Here is a 26,700-nt window from a genome sequence, read left to right on the forward strand (position 1 = left end):
TCTTATTTTTTCTTCACTGCTGCATCAGCATCTGGTTCAAAGTTAGCAATCGCTTTATCCAAATCGCCGCCATTACGTTTTACAGTTGCTGCAAATTGATTACGGAACTGAAGACCTAAGTCGATACCCGAAACATTAATGTTACGAATTTTCCACTGGCTACCTTTATCCGTCAACTGGAAGGACACAGGAATCTTCTCGCCATTGTTTAAGAAGTCAATGGTCACGACAGGATTGGCACTGCCAGTCGCCTTGTAAGGACGCATGCTATAGGTCTGATTGCTAAACTTCGCAAAAGCGGTACCGTAGTTTTCGATCAAAGTTTCACGGAAATTCTTTTCAAACTGTGCACGTTGTGCTGCAGTGCTGTACTGGTTGGTCGCATAAGTCCCCATCACAATACGGGTAAAGGCTTGTGAATCAACATACGGATCTAAATTCTGACGTATAATCGCTTTCACTGCTGCTGGGTTGTTTTGCAATTTGGCATGGTCTGCTTTTAAGCGACCAATTAAGCCATCAGCCACACGCTTGATAAATGCTGGAGGAGCTTCAGCTGGCGCAGCAAATGCAGTTCCTGCAATCATGGTGGATAAAATGCTAGCCGTTAGTGTTTGTTTCAACAACATATTCACTCTAAATTCCTCTCTCAATTACTGAACAAATGCTGGTTCAGCATCTGTTGTTTCAGTTGGTGCTTCAGCTTCTGCCGATGGTGTCGATGACTTACCCGCACCTGCTGTAATAAATTTACTGATTAAATCTTCAAGATCCATCGTACCTTGCGTATTGGCAATCGATGCACCGCGTTTGACGTAATTTAAACCACCACCTGGTACAACTTTCAGATACTTCTCACCCAACAGACCATTGGTTGCTACCATTATGTAAGCATCTTCATCAATACTGGTGATGGATTTCATGTTCGCAATAAGTTGCTGTTCCATTTCTTTTTGTTGCGCTGGGGTTGCTTCAGTATATTCTGTGCTATAGCGCAACTCTTCCAGTGAGTTGTTTTCAACAGTTTTCATCTGTTCTGCATTAAAAGAAGTCAGTTTACCATCTAGCTCAAAATGCACCGTTGCCAAACGGGTCACAGGGTCTAAAGTAATATCCGTGACTCGACCAATGGTGACACCACTCATGGTCACTTTGGCTCGCGGTTTTAAACCATTTACATTATCAAACTGAGCGGTCATGTTATAAGCATCACGTAAATTGGTGCCTACCAGACCACTGACTTTCATTGCCAAGAAAAACAATGCAACACCGAAGACAATGACAAAAAATCCTACGGCCAGCTCACTTGCACGTGATTTCATTAAACCCCTCCGAACATGACCGCAGTCAACACAAAATCAAAACCTAATACACAAAGCGATGAGTACACCACGGTACGCGTTGTCGATGTCGCAATACCTTCTGAAGTCGGCACACAGGCATAACCTTGATATACCGCAATCCAAGTACAAATGATGGCGAAGACAATACTCTTAATAATCGTGCCATTAAAGATATCTTTATAGAACTGCACGTTACTTTGCATGCCACTCCAGAAAGAACCTTCATCCACACCCAAGAAATCTACACCCACCATTTTTCCGCCAATGATACCAATGGCTGCAAAAATCACGCTGAGCATCGGCAAACTGACAATGCCTGCCCATAAACGTGGCGATACAATCCGTTTTAATGGATCAACCCCAATCATTTCCATACTGGACAATTGTTCGGTGGCTTTCATTAAACCAATTTCCGCGGTCAAGGCAGAACCTGCACGTCCAGCAAACAATAAGGCTGCAACCACTGGTGCCAATTCACGCAACAAGGTTAGCGATACCATGGTGCCCAACATCGCTTCTGAGCCAATGTTGACCAAAATGGAATAACCCTGTAAGCCCAAAACTAAACCGATGAACAATCCCGACACGGAAATAATCAGTAAGGACAACACGCCAACACGGTACATTTGGTAAACAAACAGTTTGACCCCTAACCATGTCGGCATAGAGAATAGGATTTGTAGCAACATGATGGTTGCAACACCTACACCCTGAACACTCTGAATAACGCGTCTACCTAATGAGGCAATAGCATTCATGCACGAACCTCGCCTGCCAAATACGCTTGATGACTAAACTGATATTCTACAGGTCCTTCAGCCGCTCCCGTCAGGAACTGTTGCACAAATGGCGATGCATTGGCCTGCAATTGCTCAGGTGTGCCTTCTCCTTGCACCTTACCTTCTGCAACCACATAGATATAGTCAGCAATGGATAATGTTTCTGCCACATCATGCGACACAATAATGGTGGTAAGTTCTAAAGCTTCACGCAAAGAGCGGATTAAACGGGTCAACACCCCTTTGACAATCGGGTCCTGTCCAGCAAAAGGCTCATCATACATAATCAATTCAGGGTCTAATGCAATTGCACGCGCCAATGCTACACGACGATTCATCCCGCCTGAAAGTTCAGAGGGCATAAGTTGTTCTGTGCCACGCAGCCCGACTGATTCCAGCTTAAGCGCCACCAACTCTGCAATTAAATGCTCTGGTAACTGAGTATGTGCGCGTAACGGGAATGCCACATTTTCATAGACACTCATATCAGTAAACAAGGCACCACTTTGAAACAACATGCCCATACGAGCGCGTGCTGCAAACAATTCATGTCGCGACATATGCCCAATATCTTTACCATCCAGCAACACTTGTCCGTGATCAGGTGTAAGTTGCCCCCCAATCAAGCGTAACAATGTGGTTTTCCCTGTACCTGATGGCCCCATAATGGCAGTAATCTGCCCTCGTCGAATCTTTAAACTGACTTGATCATAAATGATTCGTTCCCCTCGCTTAAAACTCAACTCTTGGATTTCAATCAAAGACGAGCTTTCGAGGGGTGCTTGATTATTCATAGCGGAGAAAGTTCCTGCAATTTTTCAGCACGCATACTATAAAGGATTGAACTATAAAATGTTACCTAGTTAGGTCGGATAAACTGTGTGCAATTTGTTTTTTGAATCGGTCATTATAATTATGAGATACGGCACGTATAGTCTAAAATTTAGAACGCTGTGTTATATGAATTGCGCATAAAAGAAGTAAATTAAATTACTCATCAAAAGAATAAAACCAAGATAAGGCATAAGTACCTCTTTTAACGAATATGCTAACACAGACTGTTGCTCCATATTGTTGCTCATATTTGTCATATTTCAACAGAAATTTGACATAGTATACATTTTATAAACAGCAAACAAAATCACTAAACATAAAAAAACCAGCGCTTATGCGCTGGTTTTTTTAGAATATCGAACTTAGTCGTTAAACTTACGACGTGGACGGTCAAAACCACCTTCACGTTGTGGACGATCACCAAAATCACGCTTTGGACGATCTTCACCACCAAATGAACGCTTAGGACGATCATCACCGAAAGAACGTTTCGGACGATCATCACCAAACGAACGTTGTGGACGGTCACCAAAACCACCTTCACGACGGGCTGGACGATCACCAAAATCACGTTTTGGACGGTCACCGAAAGAACCTTCGCTACGTGGTTTGTAATCTACACGGTTACCACGATTGTCATCATTCGAATTAAAACGTGGCTTATCGTTGAAACCACCTTCGCGACGTGGACGATCAGAGTTGAATTCACGCTTTGGACGATCATCAAAAGAACGTTGCGGACGATCACCGAAACCGCCTTCACGACGTGGCGCTGGACGATCACCAAAATCACGTTTTGGACGTTCATCAAAAGAACGTTGTGGACGATCACCGAAACCGCCTTCACGACGTGGACGATCGCTGTTGAATTCACGACGTGGACGATCTTCACCGCCTTCACGACGTTTGAAGTTGCTTTCGCCTTCAAAACGACGACCGCCACCGAAACCACCGCGACCGCCATCACGACGACCACCGCCGTTGCGACCACGACCACCACCATCACCGCGACCAGAACGTGCTGGAGGTGGAGATGGCTCTAAGCCTTCAATTTCAGATACTTCTAAACGTGCATCCAAGTAATCTTCTAAAGCACGGATTTTACCGCGTTCACGGTAAGTTGCTAAAGTAATCGCTTTACCTGTACGACCCGCACGACCTGTACGACCAATACGGTGTACATAGTCTTCGTTCTTCATTGGAAGACCAAAGTTAATTACGTGTGAAATAGTTGGTACGTCTAGACCACGTGCTGCAACGTCAGTTGCAACCAAGATCTTGGCACGACCTTCACGAATACTACGTAAACGACGGTTACGAACGGTTTGTGGCATTGCACCGTGAAGTGCAACAACTGAGTGACCTGCTTCTGCAAGTTCTTCAGCCAACATATCTGTATCTTCTTGCGTAGATGCAAATACAACAGCTTGATCAAGGTCTTCTTCGCTCAACCAGTGAGTTAAAAGCTTTTTCTTGTGCTCAAAACCATCAGTCCAGTGCAAAGTCTGAGTGATGTCTGTATTGGTCGAGTGACCAGTTTCAATTGCAATACGCTCAGGGTCATTCATCATGCGTTCAGCAAGTGTAATGATACGCGGAGCAAATGTTGCAGAGAACATTAAAGTTTGCTTACGGTTTGCAGCTAGATCGCTAATTGCTTCTAAGTCTTCAGAGAAACCTAGATCAAGCATACGGTCAGCTTCATCCACGATTAACGCATCAACTTTGTCGAGTTTAATTTGACGACGGTTTACAAGGTCAAGTAAACGACCAGGTGTTGCAACAACAACTTGCGCACCTTTTAACTGTTGGATTTGCTTACCAAATGGCATACCGCCCATGATCGCTGCAATACGTGCACCTTTCATGTGACGTACAAATGCAATCGCATCTTGGCTCACTTGTTGCGCCAATTCACGTGTTGGGCAAAGTACTAAAATATTTGGTTGAGTAATTGCTTTCATGCGTTCTTTGAACGGAACGACTGTCTCTTGAGCCGCCAAAGCATTTAACGTTGGAAGTAAGAACGCCGCAGTTTTACCTGAACCTGTTTGGCTTGATACAAGAAGGTCTTTACCTTCTAAAGCAGCAGGAATCGATTGTTCCTGTACAGGCGTAGGCGCAGTAAAGCCTAGGCTTTGTAGAGCTTGTTGTAACGATTCATGTAAAGAAAATTCAGCAAAAGTTTTGCTCATAGAGTTTTTCACCCGAAAAATGGGTGCTCCATTAAAATAAAGTCAGATGGACATCGGCAAAAAGCGGCACAGCAATAATCGCTGAAAATATAGAATCAGCGGCGATCCGAGAACGACGATGCGTATAACGCACATTTGATTACAGCCGCAACCTGAAGGAATCGCTTAAGCGATTGGGTGGGGCGCGAAATAATGTCCTCTCTTTGGACCGGACGCGCATACACAATGATAGAAGAGAATGTTCAGGTAATGAACGAAATTTAGTGCGTGGCAAGATTATAACAGCATATTTTCAAAAGTCACCCTTTTTAATCGACTTTTACCATTTTTTTACGAAATATTATTCAAAGAAGCAATTAAGTCTCAGAATTATATAAAAAAAAGCTCTCATTTTTTTGAGAGCTTTTTTTGTCATGACTTGATCTCGTCATCCTTCGATTACTTTGCTGCATCGCCCCATGCTGGCACAACGGCCTGCATTAATGGCTTCAACATTTTCATTGAACATGCAAGTACTTGACCATTTTCCATAGAGTCGCTACCACCACGTGCATCCACCACAGTACCGCCCGCTTCTTTCACAATAAGCTCACCCGCTGCGATATCCCAAGGTTTAAGACCTAACTCGAAATAACCGTCATAACGACCAGCAGCTACATAAGCAAGATCCAATGCAGCAGAACCTGCGCGGCGATATTGCGCACCAGCTTCAGTCACATTTAATAAAGATTCGAAGTGGTTTTTCGCATAAGAAACGATTTCACCATTACGTTTTGCACGGTAAGCATGACCGACTGCCAAGAAGGTATTTTCTAGGCTATCTTTTACATTCACACGAATACGGCGCTGGTTCATCATGGCACCACGACCACGACTTGCAGAGAACAACTCATCACGCACAGGATCATAAATTACCCCGTGTTGAGTCACACCTTTATGCTGAACAGCAATAGAAATACAGAAATGCGGTAAGCCGTTAATGAAGTTTAAAGTCCCATCAAGAGGATCAATCACCCAGCACCAATCTGCATCGTGACCTTTACCTTCTTGTAGACCAAACTCTTCACCAAGGAAACTGTGGTTTTTATAGCTTTTACGCAGGGTATCGATGGTCAATTGTTCCAAATAACGGTCTACACGTGTTACTGGCCCATCAATTCCTTTTTCTTCGACTTGTAGATCAAGCTTATGACGATTCTGATGCGCTTTTAAAAGCTCTTGACCAACTGTTTGAGCCGCACGCGCAGCCATCACCACCATAGGTTCCATTGAACACCCACTACAAATTTGAAGAGATTAATTAAAGAATAATGCATAAAAGCCCTCATATCTTATCAAATATAAGCGCTTTTAGGGAAAAAATGTTTCGAAAATTTAGCTGTTGATTAGCTTATGCTTTGCATAAGTTTTGACCACACAGATTCTACTGATTTAACAATACCTTGTGCATCGAGACCTGCTTGCTGCAGCATTTGACCATGCGTTGCCTGATGCATAAAGGTATCTGCCAAGCCTAAATTGAGCATCGGTTTGACAATCTGTGCCTGTGCTAAATATTCATTGACTGCACTACCCGCACCTGCCATCACCGCATGTTCTTCAACGGTGACAAACAACTGAGTTTGATCCGCCAAGCTTGACAACATCTGTTCATCTAAAGGTTTCACAAAGCGCATATTCACCACACGCACGCCAACCTCAAGTTGCTGTGCCAACATATGTGCCGCTTCTACAGATGCCGCCACACGACTACCAAATGCCAGAATACTGATTTGTTCATCCGCTGTTTCGTTCAGCTGCAACACAACTTCAGCACGACCAATTTCCAACTCAATCATTTGCTGCTGTATTTCCACGCCTAAACCATTGCCACGCGGGTAACGTACTGCTGCTGGCCCAGGGTATAAATATGCGGTATGCAACATTTGACGGCATTCATTTTCGTCTTTCGGCGCCATGATGACCAGATTCGGGACCGTCCGCATGAAAGCATAATCATAGGCACCTGCATGCGTTGGTCCGTCTTCACCGACCAAACCTGCACGGTCAATACCAAAGGTGACATCCAAATTTTGTAATGCCACATCATGAATCAGTTGATCATAACCGCGCTGTAAGAAGGTCGAATAAATGGCAACCACAGGTTTTAAGCCTTCACATGCCATACCCGCAGCCAAAGTTACGGCATGCTGTTCTGCAATCGCAACATCAAAGAAACGCTTAGGATATTGCTGGGCAAATTTCACCATGCCCGAGCCTTCACACATGGCAGGGGTAATCGCCAATAAACGTGAATCTTGTGCCGCTTCATCACATAACCACTGACCAAACACATCCGAATATTTCGGGGCAGTTTGTGCTGCGGGTTTGGCATTTATTTTAGTAATCGCATGGTATTTAATTTGATTCGCTTCCGCAGGCTCAAAACCTTTGCCCTTTTTGGTATACACATGAATCAGGCGTGGTCCACTACGCTTTTTCAGCGCTTCGAAGACCTGTGCCAATTCTTTGACATTATGACCATCAAAAGGTCCAAAATAATCAAAACCAATCGCTTTAAATAGGTTGTCTGCCGCTTCTGTTGCCGATTGATGCAACCGCGAGTTGTACGACCATTTTGGATGCGGTTGAACGTAAGCTTCACCTTGTTCTGAGATATGAACCGATTGACCGCTCTCCCAGATGGCAGCCAAATGCTTGGCAAAACCGCCTGTACTACAGGAAATGGACATATCGTTGTCGTTCAACACCACCATAAGGTCAGCATTATGTGCTACAGCGTCATTCATGGCTTCAAATGCCATCCCTGCTGTCATCGCACCATCACCGACGATGGCCACAACTTCACATGGATTTTTTTGGTAGCGACGAGCCAATGCCATCCCCAAACCTGCTGAAATTGCAGTCGAAGAATGCCCCACCCCAAAGGTATCAAAAATCGATTCTTCCCGTGCAGGGAATGCAGCCAAACCATCTTTAGCACGAATAGTGATGAGCTGTTCACGACGACCGGTTAAAGCTTTATGCGGATAAGCCTGATGCCCCACATCCCAAATCAAACGGTCATCTGGCGTATTAAAACAGTAATGTAAGGCAACCGTAAGCTCAATGACACCAAGGTTCGCGCCAAAATGTCCGCCGCTTTGCCCAGCTGCATACAAAATAAATTGACGTAACTCATCCGCCACTTGTGGTAGTTGATCACGCGCGAGCAAACGCAGTTGTTGTGGATGATCGATCGTATCCAGCAACGGTGTTACAGGGCGTTGAGTTGGAATTTCTGTATACAACATATGTGGCAAAGCCTTCTAAAGCCTGGCAAATCCTAAGCTAGGTAAATGGGTTATTCGATCATCTCGAATGATATCACTTTCAATCAGCCACATTTCTGGCGATGCATGCTTGAGTACAAAACTCAATTGGCGTTTTTTGGTGCGTAGATTATCCTGAATAATATAACGATTTATCAACTATTATCGTTCGCTTTCTACAAAAAAGAAAATCTTGGGCACATTTTCAGCATCACTCTTCTACTAATGTCCAAGCATTACGCTATACTTTAGTCAATTTATACACTATATACGGGTTCAACAGTGCCTATAGAATTTGTCGCAACTTCTCGCCTTCCCACTGCTTTTGGTGAATTTAAAATTACGGTCTTCCAAGATCCTAAAACGGGTGAAGAACATGTGGCGCTCTCTAAAGGACTCGATACACCGCCAACGGGTCCAGTATTGGTTCGCATTCACTCGGAATGCTTGACTGGCGATGCTTTCGCATCATTGAAATGTGACTGCGGTCCGCAATTACAAGCCACGCAAAAACTTATTAATGAAGTCGGACAAGGCGTGATTCTATACTTGCGTCAGGAAGGCCGTGGCATTGGGCTGACCAATAAAATTCGTGCCTACGCCCTGCAAGATCAAGGACATGATACGGTCGATGCCAACTTAATGTTGAATTTACCTGCCGACGCGCGTCGTTATGACATGTGCAGCATTATGCTCGATCATCTTAATGTCAAAGAAGTTCGCTTAGTCACCAATAACCCATTGAAAATTAAAGCACTCACTGATTTAGGCATTAATGTGATTGATCGTGTACCACTCACGGTCGGTTTAAATCCTTTTAATGAAGACTATTTAAAAACCAAACATGAACGCATGGCACACATGTACAAAAAGGATGACTTTTAAGTCATCCTTTTGTTTTATTTTTGACAGTTTTAAATTGTCATGGAGAAAATCCGATTGTTCGGCATCTTGCGACTGAGGCGTAAATCAAACGCCATGCAGATATTGCGCACGAAAGGTTTGCCCTGTTCAGTAATCTGAATACGGTCTGCTACAATATTTAATAAGCCATCTTTTTGCATTTCTTCCAATTGCTCTAATACTTGCGGCAGTTCAGGAAATGCCAATTTCTGCTCTTGCCATGACGTGGTAAACGTACACATCAAGTTTAGAATATGTTGTCGAATCACTAAGTCTTCTGAGGTGAGGACATGCCCGCGATACACAGGAATTTCATTCTGCTCCAAACGCGCATAATAATCTTCTAAGGTCTTTTCATTTTGTGCAAAGCTGTACCAACTGTCACTAATTGAGGACAGTCCCAAACCAATCATGACTTGGGTTTTCGATGAAGTGTAGCCCATAAAGTTACGGTGCAGATTTTCTTGCTGGAAGGCCTGATACATCTTGTCGTGTTTTAGTGCAAAATGATCCATGCCAATTTCCTGATAGCCCTGCGCCAACAGCTTTTTCTTGCCCTCTTCATACAATTGGCGCTTTAGTTCATCTTTCGGTACATCTTGATCTTTAAAACCACGTTGTCCGTTGCCCTTAATCCAAGGCACATGTGCATAACTGTAAAATGCCAAACGATCAGGCTTTAAATTGTTGGTTTGGTCAATGGTATGTAACACATCGGCTAAATCCTGAAACGGCAAACCAAAGACCAGATCATGCGAAATAGAGGTATAGCCAATTTCTCTTGCCCACTCAGTCACTTGCTGTACATGTGCAAAGGGTTGAATCCGATGAATGGCTTTTTGTACCTTTTCATTATAATCCTGCACTCCATAACTGACACGGCGGAAACCAAGGTCATACAGGGCTTGCAGATGTTCACGCGTGGTGTTGTTCGGATGCCCCTCAAAACTAAACTCATATTCATCTGCAATTTCAGCCTTTGCCAAAATTCCCTGAATCAGTTGGGTTAAATGCTCAACCGAAAAGAAGGTCGGCGTACCTCCACCCAAATGAATTTCTTTGATGATTGGTTTATCCACCAACAATTGGCAATACAAGTCCCACTCTTTTAACACCGCCTGAATATAGGGCTGCTCCATCTCATGTTTCTTGGTCACTTTTTTATGGCAGCCACAGAAAGTACACAAGCTTTCACAAAAAGGCAGATGGATATACAGACTAATGCCTTCACTTGCATTGGACTCATCAAAAGCCCGTTTTAAGCTCTGCTTCCAAAGCGTCAGACTAAAATCTTGCTCTTCCCAATAGGGCACAGTCGGATAACTGGTATAGCGTGGACCAGCAACATTGTACTTTTGAATCAGTGAATTGGCTTGAGTCATGGGTGCCCCATTTAAATCTTTGCCTGTAAATACAGGCTTTCAGCCCCTATTGTGCGGAGCTTAAATTAAGAATTCAACCTAGCCTTTTAGTCGGAATAAGTGTTGCCAGATCAGCAAGATAGTCCATCTCAAGCCGATGAAGCCGCCCACGTGTTAAAGAAAAAATCCTTAAGTTTTTTATGATTTTATGTTACATGTTAAGCCATCTTTTTATTTTTCTTTAGAGGCTTGAGATGCAACATCCAACGTCCACTGATATTCAACGTGTTCGTGATTTTCTCCTCGATTTGCAAGCCCGTATTTGTGCCAGCCTAGAACAACAAGAACGTGCTGGTGGTGGAACTGCTGAATTTGAGATTGATGATTGGCATCGTCCCGAAGGCGGTGGTGGACGTTCACGAGTCTTGCAAAATGGCACGGTGATTGAAAAAGGTGGGGTGATGTTCTCGCACATCAACATTTCCAAGCTGCCCGCTTCTGCAACCGAGCGCCATCCCACCATTGCAGGAGCCAAGGCACAAGCCATGGGCGTGTCTTTGGTGATTCATCCTAAAAACCCAAATGTCCCGACCTCACATGCCAATGTGCGTCTATTTGTAGCAGAGCCTGAGGGACAAGATCCCATCTGGTGGTTCGGCGGCGGTTTCGATTTAACCCCATTTTATCCAAATGATGAAGATGTATTGGCTTGGCATCAAAAAGCCTTTGAACTCTGCGCCCCATTTGGTGATGACGTCTATGCGCAACATAAGCAATGGTGCGATGACTATTTCTACTTAAAGCATCGTGATGAACAACGCGGAGTGGGTGGTTTATTCTTTGATGATCTGAATCAATGGGACTTTGAAACCTGTTTTAACTACATTCAAGCGGTCGGCAATGGTTATCTAGAAGCGATTCTCCCGATCTTCCAGAAAAACCAAGATAAGCCTTATACCGAAGCACAGCGTGAATTTCAACTGTACCGTCGTGGTCGTTATGTGGAATACAATCTGGTGTATGACCGAGGTACCCTATTTGGACTGCAAACAGGTGGACGGATCGAATCCATTTTAGTCAGCCTACCAAATTTGGCGGCATGGAGCTATCGTCCTGAATGGGAAGAGAATAGCCCTGAAAAACGCCTGACCGATTACTATTTAAAACCACAGGATTGGCTTAATTTACTCAAATAGACACTCAGCCTTACAATTTTAAAACCCTAGGTACGCCCTTTTTGAGCAAATTAGGGCGACTTTTGCTTAGATTCTGTATATTTCCCTACCAACTCCCCATAAAATGCTCTCTACAAAAAATGTCTGTTCTTTGCATAAATCAAAAATACGGTCACAGCTTTCAAATAGCATTCGTGTTCATTGCGGTTTAAAAATACCTAAGCTCAATGCATTTATTTTTAGTATATTCATTTGAGTGACATTAAAATCCAGTATCGTTCTATACTGTTATCTGAGGTATCTAACATGTTTGCAAAAAGAGTAAGTTCAACCATCATGGTTCTTTTCTGCTTTGCCATCGTCTTTCTAAGCTCGATCAGTACGACGATTTTTTCCGAAAGTGCGTTCAATGATAATGCCTCGATCAGTCTTGCTGTACTTGCAGGCATTGGCTTAACTCTGACGACGGTAAAACTTATCTTGGATACCATTCACGCTATTTGCAACCCATAAGCGCTGGATCTCTCCCGTAGAAAAAATGGGGGAACGCTTTAGCCTTGGTGCAATTTACCGTATATTGAACAGCATTTCTCACATGGATTCTGTGCGATGCGCAAACAATTCGCTGTCATCGGCAACCCGATTGAACAGTCTCGTTCCCCTGAACTGCATCATGCCTTTGCAGCAAAAACAGGCATCGACTTAGAGTACAACAAACGCTTAGCGCCACTCGATGGCTTTGAAGCCAGTGTGCAGGCGTTTTTTGCGCATGGCGGTTGCGGCATGAATGTGACCGTGCCATTTAAAGAGCAAGCCTTTGCCCAATGTCAGGTGCTGACCGAACGTGCCAAAATGGCCAAAGCAGTGAATACCCTGTGGATGCAGGATGGCAAATTGTATGGTGACAATACCGATGGTCAAGGTCTGGTAGATGCCATTCATGCTTTGGGCTGGTCACTCGCGCAAAGCCGTATTTTGATTTTAGGTGCAGGCGGTGCAACACGTGGCGTGATCTATCCGCTTGTTCAGGCGGGTGCAAAAAAAATCGTGATTGCCAATCGCACCTTATCCCGTGCAGAGCAATTGGTTGCAGACTTACAACCGCATGTCGCTGAAGCAGAACTAAGCGCAACCGCCTTGACCGACTTGGCAGGTGAATACGATTTGGTGATTAATGCCACTTCTGCCAGCCTCAGTGGCGAAGCCTTGATTCTTCCAGAACAACTGAAGTTCCAACATGCCTATGAAATGGCATATGGCAAGCCATCTACGTTCCTTGATCAAGCCAAAGCACGCGGTGTGCCTACCTCAGAAGGCTTCGGTATGCTGGTTGGTCAGGCCATCGAAGCCTTTTCAATTTGGAATGGGGTAAAACCTGAATTAAAAGATTTCCTTTAATTTCCGCATCACAGATGTAAGCTACTTTTAGCCATAAAAAAAGCCAGCCCTTATCGGCTGGCTTTTTTGTAAAGTGCACTTATTTCAAATGAGTCACTACATCCACATACGCTTGTTCATACAAATCAAAATCAAACAAACCATTGTGTTCTTTGTTGAGCTTGACAATCGACTGTTCTGAAAGTTTATGCTTGCGATCATCTGCAAAAGCCTGACCCAACACAACTGCTGCCTCTGTTAAGGCTTTCGCCTGCTCAGCGTTCAATTCATAGTCATCTTTGAACAATTCAGCATAATAATTGGCAAATACCGCTTGTGGAGTTTTGTATTGCTGAATACGTTTATCCCACGCCTGACGTTCTTTCGCGCCTTCTGAAGCCGCCTGTACAATGCGTGCAGCACTATAACCCAGCTCATCAAACTGATCAGGTTCCAGCAATTTATGCTTTTCTTTCAGACTATTCAAACGTGTTAAGGCTTTGCCTTTAGGTTCATCTAAACGATCATTAAAGCGATAGGCATAGACTTCTGCAATTTCATTCAACTCAGTATTGCTATAGTGCTTCATCACTTCAGGTCGATTGGCTGAGAGCATCAACACAAAGACCGCTTGATAAGTTTTGACATAAGATCCCGTCTTGGCATAAGTCTTCACGGCTAATTCAGACAAGTGCTCATCAAAACTCAAAGTTTCCGCCTGCTCACCTGCTGCAACTTCCTCAGACACCCCCAAGGACTTGGCAAAGCCAGTAATCACATTTTCCAGCATGGAGCCTTTGGTGACTTCTTCAATCGATTTGGCTTCGCGTAAGGCTTTTTTATCAATTGGTGTGGCACGCCCATAATTCGACACTTGCATATCTATATGCACTCCCATCTTACCAATGGTGTCATCTTTAAACTCTAATTGGTAATCCAAATCGACTGCGCGCCCTTGCGCATCTAATGCCACTTCAATACGGATTGGCATCGCTTGTCCACTGTCTGCAACAGCGGCCTGAATTTCCGCTTGATGCTTGAGCCACAATGCTTTAAAGGCTTGCACATCCGTCAATTGCGCACTGACATAAGGTTCAAAAATGTGCTGTACCGTTTGCATGGCAGCCAGTTTTTTCTCTAAACCAGAAGTCGAAGTAGAGACTGGGGCACTGCCTTGTTCAGATTGTAGTAGCTCGATGCCATACATCTCCTGACAATAGGTCACATCACCAATCGCCAAATGTTTTTTGCTGGTCAAGAGTGCCTCACAAGCCTGTTCAGACAACACACTTGTTTCTTCTGCATCCGCATCGACTGCACGGGCATCTACATCGGTTTCGACAGCATCCTCAGCATCAGTATATGCGGATTCAGCGATATCGCAGGTGCTCTGATCACCCTCACAACTTGCTTCTTCGGCCTCAACCACCTCATCTGCCGCATCTTGTCCTGAATAGAGCAGCTCATCCAAACGATCATTAATCAAGGTACTGACTCGATCGGAAGATGCATAAGCTTGGGCACTGATAGAGCCACCTGTCTCTTCAGCTGCGGCTACTGCTTTTTCTGCCTCAGCTGTTGAAGTTGCTACAGCATCCTCGCCGACTGAAGCTGACTCAACCAAGCCCAAAACCTGCTGATTGAAATAAGGTTTATTGACCTGTTCAAAAGCACTCATTTGCAGGATCAAACTGCCCAAATCCCCTTGATAGCGAATTTTATTGCTAATGCCCTGCTGTTTTTCTTGCGCGCTCACATTCACACGCTGCAACTGCTTCGCATCCGCGAGCACATAAGGTAAGGCATTTAATTGTTTCAAATAATCCACCAGCTTCGGTAGATTGACGCGTTGGAGTTCTTTTTTATATTTAGAGAAATCCAGATAGGCAAAAGAGGCCTGACTATCCTTATTCACCAAGTACGGCATTAAGGCAAAATAGTTGGCATAGAATTTATAGTTTTGAAAATCCACCACCATAGGCACTTTGGCTTCAACCAATAAGGTCGGTTTTTGATATTTCGCGACTAAATTCAGGGATGCCAATTTGTCGCGATAATGCACCGAACCATCGTAATTGATTTGCAAATCATTCATAAAATTCGTGATCCCTGCAGCGACACGTGCTGCCGAAGAGTCCGAACCTTTACCATAACGCGCATACGGATTTTGCTGATCAAGCATTGCCGCATATAAGGCTTGTTTTTCTTGCTTGCTGAGTGACAGTTTTTGCTGTTTCAAATACTGGTCCAACTGCTTTTGAATTGCAGGGTCTAAAGCCTGTGCCGCACTGGATGGTGCTTTGGAACCTGAAACTTTGCTTGTGCTGGTATCAAACTGAAAGCCCATGCTACCGCGATAATCATAGCTTGGGTATTCATACATCGCATTCACACCTTTGACAGCTTGCTGTTCCAGTGTCATCTGCTGAGAAGATGTATTCGGATTGGATTTTATGACATGCTGGGAGCAACCGATCATGCTCAAACTTAAAAGACAGCAACTTAAATATTTTAAACGCATAGGTTTTTTTAAACCCCTTATTTATTTATACTTTAAGACATCAAGAAAATTGATTAAACGATCAAAAGACCGCGGTTACTGTAGCAAAAAAATACAATATTTTGATAACATTTTTTACGTCAATTAGCCTTTCTGACATTTTTATTGGGCTACACTATCAATGTATTTTTATAACTAATGTGAATAATCAAATTATCGATTCGGATAATCCAAAACTATTTTTAAATTAGGATTAATATCATGCCAGCATATAAAGCCCCTCTACACGACATTCGCTTTTTAATGAATGAAGTGTTTGATTACCCTGCACATTATAAAACTTTATCCAATGGCGAACTCGCCGATGCTGACACTGTAGACATGATTCTAGAAGGTGCAGCGGATTTCTGTGAAAACGTACTCTCTCCACTCTATCAATCCGGCGATGAAGAAGGTTGCCATTTTGACAATGGTGAAGTGAAAACACCAAAAGGCTTTAAAGAAGCTTATGACCAGTTTGTACAAGGCGGCTGGCAAGGGCTTTCTTTCCCTGAAGAGTTTGGCGGACAAAACTTACCACAATCGTTAAACCTGATTAAATCTGAAATGATGGGGACCGCAAACTGGTCTTTCCAGATGTATCCGGGCTTAAGTATTGGCTGTATGAATACTATTTTACAGTTTGGTAGTGATGAGCAAAAAAATCTGTATATGCCGAATTTAGTGGCAGGAACTTGGTCTGGCACCATGTGTTTGACTGAACCACAATGTGGTACCGACTTAGGCCAAGTCAAAACCAAAGCCGAACCCAATGCTGATGGCACTTATCACATTTCCGGCACCAAAATTTTTATTTCCGCAGGTGAACACGACCTGACTGAAAACATTGTACATATCGTGCTAGCACGCCTACCTGATGCCCCAGCGGGCACCAAAGGTATCTCGCTGTTTATTGTGCCGAAATTCTTAGTAAATGCCGATGGTAGCATGGGTGAACGCAACCCTGTGACCTGTGGTTCAATTGAGCACAAAATGGGGATTCGTGCCTCTGCGACCTCTGTGTTGAATTTTGATAATGCTGTGGGTTATTTGATTGGTGAGCCCAACAAAGGCTTACATGCCATGTTTACCTTTATGAATACCGCACGTATAGGTACTGCGATTCAAGGCATTGCCCATGCAGAACTGTCATTCCAAGGTGCTTTGCCTTATGCCAAAGAACGGATGTCCATGCGTGCGCTTTCGGGTAAAAAAGACCCTGATAAAGTGGCAGATGCAATTATTCACCATGCCGATGTGCGTCGTATGTTGCTGACGCAAAAAGCGGTTGCGGAAGGTGGTCGTGCCATGATTTATCATGCCGCACAAATTGCCGATAAAATGGCGGATGCCTTAATCCGTGGCGATACTGCTGCTTACGAAGAGCATGATGACCATTTAGGTTTCTATACCCCAATTTTAAAAGGCTTCCTGACTGAATTAGGCTTTGAAGCGGCAAACCATGGCATGCAAGTGTTTGGTGGGCATGGCTATATTAAAGAATGGGGCATGGAGCAGATTGTGCGTGACGCCCGTATTGCTACGCTGTACGAAGGCACGACAGGTGTTCAAGCGCTAGATCTAATTGGTCGCAAGGTTTTACTGACCTCTAAAGGCAAAGTCATTCGTGACTACACCGCTGAAATTTTGAAGTTCTGTGGTCTCCATGCACGCAATAAATATATGCGTCGTTTTGCGTGGGATTTAACTAAATTATGTGCACAATGGAATACCTTAACTGTCCGCATTATGTTGGCAGCCCGTAAGGACCGTGACATTGTTTCGAGTGCGTCTGTTGATTTCTTAATGTTCTCGGGCTATGTAATGATGGCGTACTTCTGGGCGCAACAGGCTGCAGTGGCGTCCGCTAAGCTCGCTGCGGGTGATGGTCAAGAAACTACAGAATTCTATAAAGCGAAAATTAAAGTGGCAGACTTCTACTTTGAGCGTTTGTTACCCCGCACCCAAGGTCATGCCGAAGCAATGGTGAACCCTTCACGCACCATGACCTCTTTGGCGGCTGAACATTTTAGTTTTGATTACTAATTTACAGTTAAAATATAAAAGACCGCTGCGGCGGTCTTTTTTATCTATTTTTAAATATGTATTTTGCTAATTCAGTTTTATTTTCAATTACGCTTTTGAATATTGTTTAAAGCAGGCTAAGTATCAGCTATTACATTTCAACTTCATCAAAAACACATAAACATCAACGACCATCCATTTCAATAAGATTGCCATGCTGGTCATATAGTTTGACTTCACGCACTCCTGTACCCAAAAATAATTCAGTAAATGCGCGTATTTCAATTTTTGCCAACCCATGTGGTATGGGTTCCATAATTTGAACAAGGGCTATAGGGACTGTGATCTTTAAAAATGAAAAACCTTTAGAATGATGTTTCATCAAGGCTTTTAAAGTTATTGAAGCACTTTCAAAATCTGCCAAAATTATTCTTGGATGATGATAATGCATTTTGGGTATTTCTATTGCTTTGACGGTGTCATCCATTTCCATCAATTTCATACAATCTTTATAAAAATGTATCCATATAGCTTTAGGATGTTTATTTAAATCATCTTTAATCATTTCTAGTTCTTAGTTTGAAAATTTATTGGATTATAAATATATTTTCTCTAATTTTTAATTTTCACCTTTTCTCTCAAGCCTTATGAACGATCATTACTGATGATTTGAAATAAGGGCTTACATAACCAATTGTAAAAAATAAATTCTCTACTTTAAAGAAAAAATTATAATCGATGAAAAGACCCAGTCATGCTTGATTGGGTATTTTCATTGGCTATTCAAGTTTCTCTATTATTTTGTGTAGAACTCACAAAAACTCTTCCAATACTGAATTTAAAAACACATGCCCCTGCTCGGTACATGCCAAACGAGTTTCATCTTCCAGCATCAATTTTCGACTGCGCAACGAAGCTAAAGTTTCAGACAAATCATCCAAACTTAAACCTGTACGCTGTGCATAATTTTCAGCAGCTACACCGTCATTTAACCGTAAAGCATTCATCATAAATTCAAACGGCAACTCATCCGCTTCAATCCGTTTAAACTGCACATGCTCAGCAGGAACTTTGGCTAAATAATCTTTGGGTAAACGGGTCTTCTGGAAACGGTAAACACCATTAGGCATCGTAACTTTGGCATGTGCCCCCGCCCCAATCGCAAGATAATCGCCAAATTGCCAGTAATTTAAATTATGTGCCGAAGGTAATTCTTTACGCCAAGCCGAGACTTCATAGTTCACAAAACCTTGGGCTTTTAAATAGGCTTCACCTTGTGCCTGAATCTCTTCTAGCACCGTATCCACAGGTAAAATTGGCTGGGTTCTAAAAAACACGGTATTCGGTTCAATGGTTAGTTGATACCATGAAATATGTGTCGCACCACTTTCCACTGCCAGTTTTAAATCCAATAAGGCTTGTTCTAAAGTCTGCTCAGGCAAGCCATGCATTAAATCGACATTAATCCGTTGAAAGCCAGCATCTCGCGCCAAACCAATCGCGGAAATTGCATCGTTATTGCTATGAATTCGTCCAAGTTTTTGTAAATGCTCGGTATCAAAACTTTGCACGCCAATCGATAAGCGATTAATGCCTGTTGCCAAATAATCGGCAAAAGGATCATGTTCTACCGTACCTGGGTTGGCTTCTAGCGTAATCTCACAATCAGTTTCAAAAGGCAGCATGGCTTTCAATTGACTAAACAGCCATTGGTAACCTTGTGCCGAAATCAGCGATGGCGTTCCTCCACCGATAAATACACTATGAATGCTACGACCTTGAGCAAATTCAACTTGAGTTTTAAAGTCTTCCACCAAAGCCTGTAAATATTGTTGCTCTAAATCTAAAGACAGTTTGCCGTCAGGCACCGCATGCGAGTTAAAGTCGCAATATGGACACTTACGCACACACCACGGCATATGGATATATAAAGACAACGGAATATTTGCGGGAAGTAATTCAGCCAAGGATAGGACTCTAAAGTGCAGCGAAAATCATGCACATTTTAACATGACTGCATCAAGACACTTATGAAATCTGTGTGTATTTGCATTAGACTGATAAAAAGACAAGAAGAATGAATGGGTTGAAATGATTAAAATATCAAGCCAATTGCTGTTTATGTTACCGCTGACATTCGGTATTGGCATTGCCATGACCTTCCAGACCTCAATTAATAGCCAGCTGAGAGAACATTTATATTCCCCGCTCCAAGCTGGGCTTTTATCTTTCTGCGTAGGCACACTGGTATTGGCTTTACTGGTCCTCATCTTGCCCTCAGAAAAACCCCATTTACAAGATTTTTCCAGTATTCCTTGGTACTTATGGTTGGGCGGTTGCTTGGGGGTTTATGCCATCAGTATAAGCATCTATACTGCCCCCAAATTAGGTTTTCTCACGTTTTCAGGTTTGGTCATTTTCGGTCAAATCCTGACTTCGATGATTTTTGACCATTATGGTCTACTTGGTACCGACAAAACGCCTGTAAATTGGCAGCGTTTACTTGGTGGCGTCGTAATTTTTATTGGTGTGCTTCTCACTTTACAACGCTAAATTTATTCTGACCAAGCACATAATGAAGATGAGTAATTTTTGTGTCGAATGTCATATCTACCCGCTATGAATTAAAACAACTTTTCCACTTAATGTTACCAATTTTGGTAACGCAATTTGCCCAAGCAGGTTTGGGCTTAATTGATACCATTATGGCAGGACATCTTTCTGCCACAGACCTCGCAGCCATTGCTGTGGGTGTCGGCTTATGGATTCCTGTGATGCTGCTGTTCAGCGGCATCATGATCGCCACGACCCCATTGGTGGCGGAAGCCAAAGGTGCGCGTACCCCTGAAAAAATTGCCACCATTGCTCGACAGTCCTTATGGGTGGCATTTATTTTAGGGATGATTGCAGGGCTAATTTTACAGGTTATGCCATTTTTACTGCCGATATTTGGTGTGCCTGAAAGTTTACAGCCTAAAGCCAGCCTGTTTTTACATGCAATTGGTTTTGGGATGCCTGCTGTCACCATGTACGCTGCCTTACGCGGTTATTCCGAAGCATTGGGTTATCCACGTCCAGTGACCGCAATCAGTCTATTGGCTTTAATAGCACTGATTCCGCTCAACTTTGTATTTATGTATGGCTTAGGTCCTGTGCCTGAACTGGGCAGTGCTGGCTGTGGTTTTGCAACGGCCATTTTACAATGGCTGATGTTCTTGACCCTTGCCAGCTATATTTATAAAAGTAGTGCTTACCGTTCTACACAGGTGTTTGCACTGTGGGAAAAGCTCGACCAATACTGGGTCAAACGCATTTTAAAACTCGGTTTACCGATTGGCTTAGCCATTTTCTTTGAAGTCAGTATCTTTAGTACTGCTGCCATTATTCTGAGTCCCTTGGGCGATACCATCGTTGCGGCACATCAAATTGCGATTTCGATTACCTCGCAGTTGTTTATGATTCCAATGTCCTTGGCAATTGCCCTGACCATTCGGGTCGGCACCTATTATGGTGAGAAAAACTGGGCAGCGATGCGTAAAGTGCAATATCTCGGACTGGCTGCGGGCACCTTTTTCGCCCTGATTACCATGCTGCTGCTGTGGCTGCTGCGTGCTGAAATTATTGCAATTTATACCTCAGATTATGATGTGACTCAAATTGCCATGTATCTGGTTTTGTTCGCGATTGCCTACCAACTCATGGATGCTTGGCAAGTCAGCGCCGCAGGTTGCTTACGGGGGATGCAAGACACCAAAGGTCCCATGTGGATTACCATGCTGGCTTACTGGGTGGTGGCTTTCCCTGTCGGCATTTATTTGGCGCGCTTCACCTCCATGCAAGCCGCAGGAGTTTGGGTCGGCTTGATTGTCGGTTTAAGCGTTGCCTGTGTACTCTTGCTTAGCCGCTTGTATCTGAATAACCAGCGCCTGAAACTGACCACTTAAGCCATTTTTATGATGACTTTGAGCCTCGTGCTCAAGGTCATTGCAGCATCATTCGATTGCGACATTGATCTTTAAGTCATTTAAACCACACCGCATTTCATCTTCCCTTCTGCTTTTTTTCTTCTTTCCCTGCAAGAAATTCAATACAAAAAATGCCGCGATAAACAGCTAAAAGGCTAAATTCAACCAAAGATTGAAATACTTCTACGCATTTTTAACAATTTAAAATAGGCAAACCCAGATTTAACGCCTATGATCAAAACACCCCAGACCGAGATCTTTCCGAGGAACACTGCATGGCTAAAACGACACATACATCTGGTCGTCGCTTTATGAAACTTGCCAGTATGACGGCAAGTATTGCCACCAAAACCGTGTCCAATTCCATTAAAAACTTTAATGCCGATGAAGAACAAAAAAATGCGGCGCGCAGTAAATTGTTTCAAGACATTGGGGTGCAAATTGCCGACACGCTGGGGGAAATGAAAGGCGCCGTGATGAAAGTCGGTCAGATTGCCTCACAATATAAAGATATCTTTCCGCCTGAAGTGGCACGTGCCATTGCCAAACTGCAACGCCAAGCCCCTGCCATGCCCTTTGCTGACATAAAAAAACAAGTCGAAAGAGAACTGGGCAAACCCTTAGAGCAAATCTTTAAACAGTTTGATGAACAACCCTTTGCAGCTGCTTCAATTGGTCAGGTGCATAAGGCCATCTTGCCACACGGGGAACAAGTGGTGGTCAAGGTACAATATCCAGGGGTAGATGAAGCCTGTGAAAGTGACCTGAAGCAAGTTCGTCTCGCCTTGCGGCTGATGGGCGTGTTAAAGGTCGATCGCAAATTACAAGACCGCCTATTTAAAGAAATTCAACACAGTTTAGATAATGAGCTGAATTATCAAATTGAAGCGCAGAATTTGGAAGTGGCACGCACGTTCCACGAAAAACTCGACAGCAAAATTATTATTCCCAAAGTCTACCCTGAATATTCTTCACGACATATTCTGACCTTAAGCCTAGAGACTGGTGAAAGTATTGAAACCGCCAGCACCTGGGCACCAGAAATCCGTAATGAATTGGGTCGACGTTTACTGCGTGCCATTGGGCAAGAAATTTTCTATCTAAAGCGTTTTCACTGTGACCCACACCCAGGTAACTTCGCCTTCCGTGAAGATGGTAGTGTGATTATTTATGACTTCGGGGGCGTCAAAATTCTCTCCAATGAAGTGGTACATCACTTTAAGCAACTCATTCAGGCGGCACGTCGACAGGATATTTCCGAAATTGAACAGCAACTGGATGCCTTACATGCGATTGCTGAACAAGGAAAGTTTCCTGAAGAATTATATAAAGCATGGTTGGAAGTCTTGATGCGTCCGCTGACCACACATTATGATTTTGCAGAAAATTCAGCACATCATGATGGCATGGAACTGGTGAAATCCTCACTGAAATACTGGGATGTATTTAAACCTTCACCTGACACCTTAATGGTGAATCGTACCGTGTCGGGACATTATTGGAATCTGATTCATTTAAAGGTAAATGACAATTTAAATGATGTGTTTGAAGAGTTGGTGCCTTCTCCACACGGTTAACTAGAGATAAAAAAGGTCGCTGGCAACATCGGCCTTTTTATTTGGTTTATTTATGTTATATTATAACATATCAATTAAAACTCATCAGGGAGTCCTGCTATGCGTCCAAATATCCATCCTGAATACCGAGAAGTGCTGTTCCATGACACCAATGCCGATGCCTATTTTATTATTGGCAGTACTTTGCAAACCAAGCAGCAACGTGAATATCAAGGTCAAAGCTATCCTTATGTCACTTTAGATATTTCCAGTGCCTCACATCCGTTCTATACCGGTGAAGTGCGTCAAGCCAGCAACGAAGGTCGTGTTGCCAGCTTTAATAAGCGTTTTTCTCGTTTTCAGCGGAATCGTTAAAAATTAATCTTGTTTTAAGTTTGACGTTCTAAACTACAACTATTCAGAAGTCTAAGTCTCTATCCTCCACTTAGACTTCTTTTTTATGCCTATGCTTTGAATTGCAACAACTGCGAAAAAATCAAATAGCCAATCGCCAAAAAAATCACCCCAAGCATCATACTTGATACAGCATAACCAATTGCCGACATGACTTGGCCTTCGCGTAATAAATTAAAGGTTTCGAGTCCAAAACTGGAAAATGTGGTGAATCCTCCTAAAATGCCGACCATCAACAATAAACGGGCTTGATTCTGTAAAGTTGGATATTTCAGACTAAAGGCAAAGAACACACCTGCCAAAAAACAGCCGAGAATATTGATGCACCAAGTTGCCCACGGAAAAGTCGAACTGGATTTAATCAGATAACTGCCCAACCCATAACGTGAAACAGCACCGATTGCACCACCCAAAGCCACTAACAGCCAATTCATGCCTTGATCATCTTCATCCAAATAAATCCTGTTATCCTCTTCCCATCCCTTATTGTCAACGTTTGAGCTATTCAACACACAACGAATTCTGAGAAAAATCCTCCGAATTTGGATAAAACTTGTTATAGTCAGAACCCATTTTCTACTGTGTTTGAGGACATTATGGCTCAGGACTTACTTGCACAATTACAATCTGGTGAAGCAAAATTTGCAGATGTATTGGCGTATATTGAAGCGCGTTATACCCATACCCCAACGGCATTCAAAAATGGACAACACAGCAATGCTGCAACTGAAAACCAAGGCAGTGCCAAAGTGTTTTCTTTTGCGCAACTGAATGATTTAAATCCTGAGCAAACCTTGTCTTTATTTGCTGAACACTATGCAGCGGTATTGGCAACTCCAGACGCGACAGATCATCAGAATATCCGCCAGTTTATGCAACACGGCTGGGCAGGCATTGAATTCGAAGGGCAAGCATTAACTGCAAAATAATTGCACGTTAAACTGCACCCGCACTGTTCAGTTCCTTTGCTTTATTCAAAGTGCAGACTGAGCAGTGCTCGGCTTTCTTATTAGCCTTTGACTTTTTCAATCCAGACAATTGATTTCACGCGAAATAGCTCACATGCACCATCCCCAGTATCGGTCGGGGTTAATGATGAGCGCCAAACCAAGTCTTTGTCTTTAATTTCAACTAATTCCCCTTGCAAACGCACCAAATCACCGCGTTTTACTTTTTGAATTTGCTGTGCAATCTGTGGATTGGCAGGAATAATGTGCATATTTGAGACCATTTGCATGGCTTGCTCAGTCGGCACTGGTACCTTATCCATTTTCCAATTCAGATAACGATCATACTGATTGACCGAGATATGCCGCGCAATTTCAGGTTCTGCAAACAAGCCCCAACTCACCGCATAGTCAATCGGTGAAAACTTGGCTTGTTCATCATCCGTATAAGTTTTAGATCCCAAAATTCGGAAATCGCCTTTAAAAGGCTGCAACACAGAAATCGATTGCTCTTTGGCAATCGGTGCCAAACCTTTGGCAATATTATATTCAATAGAAGATGCCATTGAGCCTGTGCTCAACATGCTCAAACCCAATAATGAAAGCACAATGAGTCGAATGTTCATGGCTACCTCTTGCAATGCTTTTAAACCTGTTCTAGTGTCAATCATACGCCTGAACCCAAGCTTAAAATTTGCAGAATTGGTAACAATATAGAGGAGTTTGGTCACGGCAAACCTCCTCAGCGACTGTTTAAAATGGACGTATAGCGCAATGCTCTATCAGTTTTATCAACAACAAGTTTTTCCACACCTGCTGAATCAGGTGATGCAAACTGCGAGTTTGATGGATAAACGCAGAGAACTCTTACTTCCCGTCGCAGGTGAAGTGCTGGAAATAGGTTTTGGTACAGGCATCAATTTGCCGTTTTATCAAAATGTTGCCCGCCTGTATGCACTGGAGCCGAATCAAGACATTTTTAAATTGGCAGCAAATCGCATCTTTGCCAGCAATATAGCGCTACAGCATTTGCACGCCAGTGCAGAACGTATTCCCCTTGCCGATCATTCAATCGATCATGTGGTCAGTACGTGGACCTTGTGTAGTGTGCAGAGACTTGATCACGTCTTAAAAGAAATCAAACGTGTCTTAAAACCAAATGGAACCTTGCACGTGGTGGAGCACGTTTTAAATACCGAGAATAAAAAAGTTCGCCAACTGCAACATCTGATTACGCCTATACAAAGGTGTTTAGCAGATGGCTGTCGCTTAAATCGGAACATTGAACTGGCGTTAAGCAAAGCAGGTTTCCAACTCAGCCAATATGATTATTTTTATGCTGAAGGCATTCCGAAAATTGGGCAACAAATGTTATTGGCACGTGTACAAAAGAAATAAATCCATTATCCCTTTTGAGATCAACGCTCTCCGATTTTCAGCATTTACACATCTTCAAAATCGATGCGGATGGTTTCAAAACGAATCCGTCCTTGCTGAATGGCTTGTGCAATTGCCTGCTGACCTTTGGTGAGCCGAGCACCGCCACTTTTAATATCAATCAGCACAATCTCGACATCCTCGGCTTTACCCTGTCCATCGCGTAAATCGGTATAACCATCGAACACCACATAATCGACAGGATCGCCTAAAAATTTGGCATCACTGGGTAAATACTGAAATTCAGGCAGAATCGGGGCAAATTGCTCTGCCATTTTGCCTTTTAATACGGCGCGACTGGTATTCACACTGCGCTTTTGCGCCTGACCCAATGCCTGCTGATGTTCCAGTTGCAGCTCTGCTATATAGCGCTCATATTCGGCTTTAATTTTGCCATTACGGGTTTGACTTAAAATTAATGTCGTCAGTACCACACCAATACATGCCCCAATCAGCATCGCCATCCAAATCGACATGCATTCATCCTAATTTCAAGTAAATTTTGCCTTACAACTTTTGTTCTGTGCCCTAGTCTTGGC

General features: G+C 43.3%; 25 protein-coding genes. 11 read left to right on the forward strand and 14 right to left on the reverse strand.

Annotated elements, in window-relative coordinates:
• Window positions 1-2: 2 nt before the first annotated feature.
• The 7 genes from MKI85_RS07275 to dxs all read right to left on the reverse strand — a co-directional run bounded on the left by MKI85_RS07275 (window position 3) and on the right by dxs (window position 8,444).
• Window positions 3-635 carry an MlaC/ttg2D family ABC transporter substrate-binding protein gene (locus tag MKI85_RS07275; RefSeq protein WP_241626371.1) on the reverse strand — a complete coding sequence of 211 codons (633 nt, stop codon included), beginning with the start codon at window positions 633-635 and terminating at the stop codon, window positions 3-5.
• 18 nt (window positions 636-653) lie between these two features.
• Window positions 654-1,322: an outer membrane lipid asymmetry maintenance protein MlaD gene (gene mlaD, locus MKI85_RS07280; protein ID WP_241626373.1), complete on the reverse strand. Its 669-nt coding sequence runs from the start codon at window positions 1,320-1,322 to the stop codon at window positions 654-656.
• On the reverse strand, window positions 1,322-2,101 hold the full coding sequence (gene mlaE, locus MKI85_RS07285) for a lipid asymmetry maintenance ABC transporter permease subunit MlaE (protein WP_241626375.1): 780 nt from the start codon (window positions 2,099-2,101) through the stop codon (window positions 1,322-1,324). Before mlaE ends, mlaD begins: the two co-directional genes overlap by 1 nt.
• Window positions 2,098-2,916, reverse strand: a complete 819-nt coding sequence (locus MKI85_RS07290; RefSeq protein WP_241626377.1) for an ABC transporter ATP-binding protein — start codon at window positions 2,914-2,916, stop codon at window positions 2,098-2,100. The genes mlaE and MKI85_RS07290 overlap by 4 nt, the downstream gene beginning before the upstream one ends.
• Before the next feature lie 402 nt (window positions 2,917-3,318).
• Window positions 3,319-5,151 (reverse strand): DEAD/DEAH box helicase, encoded by a 1,833-nt coding sequence (locus MKI85_RS07295; RefSeq protein ID WP_241626379.1) that lies wholly within the window; start codon window positions 5,149-5,151, stop codon window positions 3,319-3,321.
• A gap of 438 nt (window positions 5,152-5,589) precedes the next feature.
• Window positions 5,590-6,420, reverse strand: coding sequence for an inositol monophosphatase family protein (locus MKI85_RS07300; protein ID WP_241626381.1), 831 nt, complete (start codon window positions 6,418-6,420; stop codon window positions 5,590-5,592).
• Window positions 6,421-6,536: 116 nt separating this feature from the next.
• Window positions 6,537-8,444 (reverse strand): 1-deoxy-D-xylulose-5-phosphate synthase, encoded by a 1,908-nt coding sequence (dxs, locus tag MKI85_RS07305; protein WP_241626383.1) that lies wholly within the window; start codon window positions 8,442-8,444, stop codon window positions 6,537-6,539.
• A 300-nt stretch (window positions 8,445-8,744) separates the two neighbouring features.
• Here dxs and ribA point away from each other — a divergent pair, with 300 nt between their 5' ends.
• Window positions 8,745-9,347, forward strand: a complete 603-nt coding sequence (gene ribA, locus MKI85_RS07310) for a GTP cyclohydrolase II (protein ID WP_100241867.1) — start codon at window positions 8,745-8,747, stop codon at window positions 9,345-9,347.
• Window positions 9,348-9,376: 29 nt separating this feature from the next.
• On the opposite strand, the gene hemN is transcribed toward ribA, so the two are convergent.
• The gene (hemN, locus tag MKI85_RS07315; RefSeq protein WP_241626385.1) at window positions 9,377-10,747 is read right to left on the reverse strand and encodes an oxygen-independent coproporphyrinogen III oxidase; all 1,371 of its coding nucleotides are present in this window, start codon (window positions 10,745-10,747) and stop codon (window positions 9,377-9,379) included.
• Window positions 10,748-10,980: 233 nt separating this feature from the next.
• Between hemN and hemF the strand changes: the two genes are divergently transcribed.
• From hemF to aroE, 3 genes are all read left to right on the forward strand, one after another.
• Window positions 10,981-11,922, forward strand: coding sequence for an oxygen-dependent coproporphyrinogen oxidase (hemF, locus tag MKI85_RS07320; RefSeq protein WP_241626387.1), 942 nt, complete (start codon window positions 10,981-10,983; stop codon window positions 11,920-11,922).
• A gap of 285 nt (window positions 11,923-12,207) precedes the next feature.
• Window positions 12,208-12,414, forward strand: a complete 207-nt coding sequence (locus MKI85_RS07325) for a hypothetical protein (RefSeq protein WP_241626389.1) — start codon at window positions 12,208-12,210, stop codon at window positions 12,412-12,414.
• A gap of 96 nt (window positions 12,415-12,510) precedes the next feature.
• Entirely contained in the window at window positions 12,511-13,299 is a 789-nt protein-coding gene (gene aroE / locus MKI85_RS07330; protein WP_241626390.1) for a shikimate dehydrogenase, read from the forward strand.
• 79 nt (window positions 13,300-13,378) lie between these two features.
• Here aroE and MKI85_RS07335 read toward each other — a convergent pair whose 3' ends face one another.
• Entirely contained in the window at window positions 13,379-15,799 is a 2,421-nt protein-coding gene (locus MKI85_RS07335) for a hypothetical protein (protein WP_241626392.1), read from the reverse strand.
• 240 nt (window positions 15,800-16,039) lie between these two features.
• On the opposite strand from MKI85_RS07335, the gene MKI85_RS07340 reads away from it, so the two are divergent.
• Window positions 16,040-17,863, forward strand: coding sequence for an acyl-CoA dehydrogenase C-terminal domain-containing protein (locus MKI85_RS07340; protein WP_241626394.1), 1,824 nt, complete (start codon window positions 16,040-16,042; stop codon window positions 17,861-17,863).
• Window positions 17,864-18,026: 163 nt separating this feature from the next.
• On the opposite strand, the gene MKI85_RS07345 is transcribed toward MKI85_RS07340, so the two are convergent.
• Together MKI85_RS07345 and hemW are read right to left on the reverse strand one after the other, a co-directional pair.
• Window positions 18,027-18,407 (reverse strand): rod shape-determining protein, encoded by a 381-nt coding sequence (locus MKI85_RS07345; RefSeq protein ID WP_241626396.1) that lies wholly within the window; start codon window positions 18,405-18,407, stop codon window positions 18,027-18,029.
• Window positions 18,408-18,654: 247 nt separating this feature from the next.
• Window positions 18,655-19,809 (reverse strand): radical SAM family heme chaperone HemW, encoded by a 1,155-nt coding sequence (hemW, locus tag MKI85_RS07350; protein ID WP_241626399.1) that lies wholly within the window; start codon window positions 19,807-19,809, stop codon window positions 18,655-18,657.
• 124 nt (window positions 19,810-19,933) lie between these two features.
• Here hemW and MKI85_RS07355 point away from each other — a divergent pair, with 124 nt between their 5' ends.
• The 4 genes from MKI85_RS07355 to MKI85_RS07370 all read left to right on the forward strand — a co-directional run bounded on the left by MKI85_RS07355 (window position 19,934) and on the right by MKI85_RS07370 (window position 23,738).
• Window positions 19,934-20,395, forward strand: coding sequence for a DMT family transporter (locus tag MKI85_RS07355; protein WP_241626400.1), 462 nt, complete (start codon window positions 19,934-19,936; stop codon window positions 20,393-20,395).
• A 92-nt stretch (window positions 20,396-20,487) separates the two neighbouring features.
• Window positions 20,488-21,786 carry an MATE family efflux transporter gene (locus MKI85_RS07360; RefSeq protein ID WP_281070028.1) on the forward strand — a complete coding sequence of 433 codons (1,299 nt, stop codon included), beginning with the start codon at window positions 20,488-20,490 and terminating at the stop codon, window positions 21,784-21,786.
• A gap of 296 nt (window positions 21,787-22,082) precedes the next feature.
• A complete protein-coding gene (locus MKI85_RS07365) occupies window positions 22,083-23,384 on the forward strand; it encodes an ABC1 kinase family protein (protein ID WP_241626404.1) in 1,302 nt (433 codons plus the stop codon).
• A gap of 99 nt (window positions 23,385-23,483) precedes the next feature.
• Window positions 23,484-23,738, forward strand: a complete 255-nt coding sequence (locus tag MKI85_RS07370) for a type B 50S ribosomal protein L31 (RefSeq protein ID WP_241626406.1) — start codon at window positions 23,484-23,486, stop codon at window positions 23,736-23,738.
• A gap of 89 nt (window positions 23,739-23,827) precedes the next feature.
• Here MKI85_RS07370 and crcB read toward each other — a convergent pair whose 3' ends face one another.
• On the reverse strand, window positions 23,828-24,211 hold the full coding sequence (gene crcB / locus MKI85_RS07375) for a fluoride efflux transporter CrcB (protein ID WP_241626408.1): 384 nt from the start codon (window positions 24,209-24,211) through the stop codon (window positions 23,828-23,830).
• A 162-nt stretch (window positions 24,212-24,373) separates the two neighbouring features.
• Between crcB and MKI85_RS07380 the strand changes: the two genes are divergently transcribed.
• A complete protein-coding gene (locus MKI85_RS07380) occupies window positions 24,374-24,706 on the forward strand; it encodes a HopJ type III effector protein (protein WP_241626410.1) in 333 nt (110 codons plus the stop codon).
• Between the two features lie 80 nt (window positions 24,707-24,786).
• On the opposite strand, the gene MKI85_RS07385 is transcribed toward MKI85_RS07380, so the two are convergent.
• Complete coding sequence (locus MKI85_RS07385; protein ID WP_413351741.1) at window positions 24,787-25,308, reverse strand: hypothetical protein; 522 nt, start codon at window positions 25,306-25,308, stop codon at window positions 24,787-24,789.
• 190 nt (window positions 25,309-25,498) lie between these two features.
• On the opposite strand from MKI85_RS07385, the gene MKI85_RS07390 reads away from it, so the two are divergent.
• A complete protein-coding gene (locus tag MKI85_RS07390) occupies window positions 25,499-26,122 on the forward strand; it encodes a class I SAM-dependent methyltransferase (protein WP_241626412.1) in 624 nt (207 codons plus the stop codon).
• Between the two features lie 44 nt (window positions 26,123-26,166).
• Here MKI85_RS07390 and MKI85_RS07395 read toward each other — a convergent pair whose 3' ends face one another.
• Complete coding sequence (locus tag MKI85_RS07395) at window positions 26,167-26,637, reverse strand: Holliday junction resolvase-like protein (RefSeq protein WP_241626414.1); 471 nt, start codon at window positions 26,635-26,637, stop codon at window positions 26,167-26,169.
• Window positions 26,638-26,700 lie beyond the last annotated feature (63 nt).

It is taken from the genome of Acinetobacter zhairuonensis (genome assembly GCF_022601715.1).
Lineage (GTDB): Bacteria > Pseudomonadota > Gammaproteobacteria > Pseudomonadales > Moraxellaceae > Acinetobacter.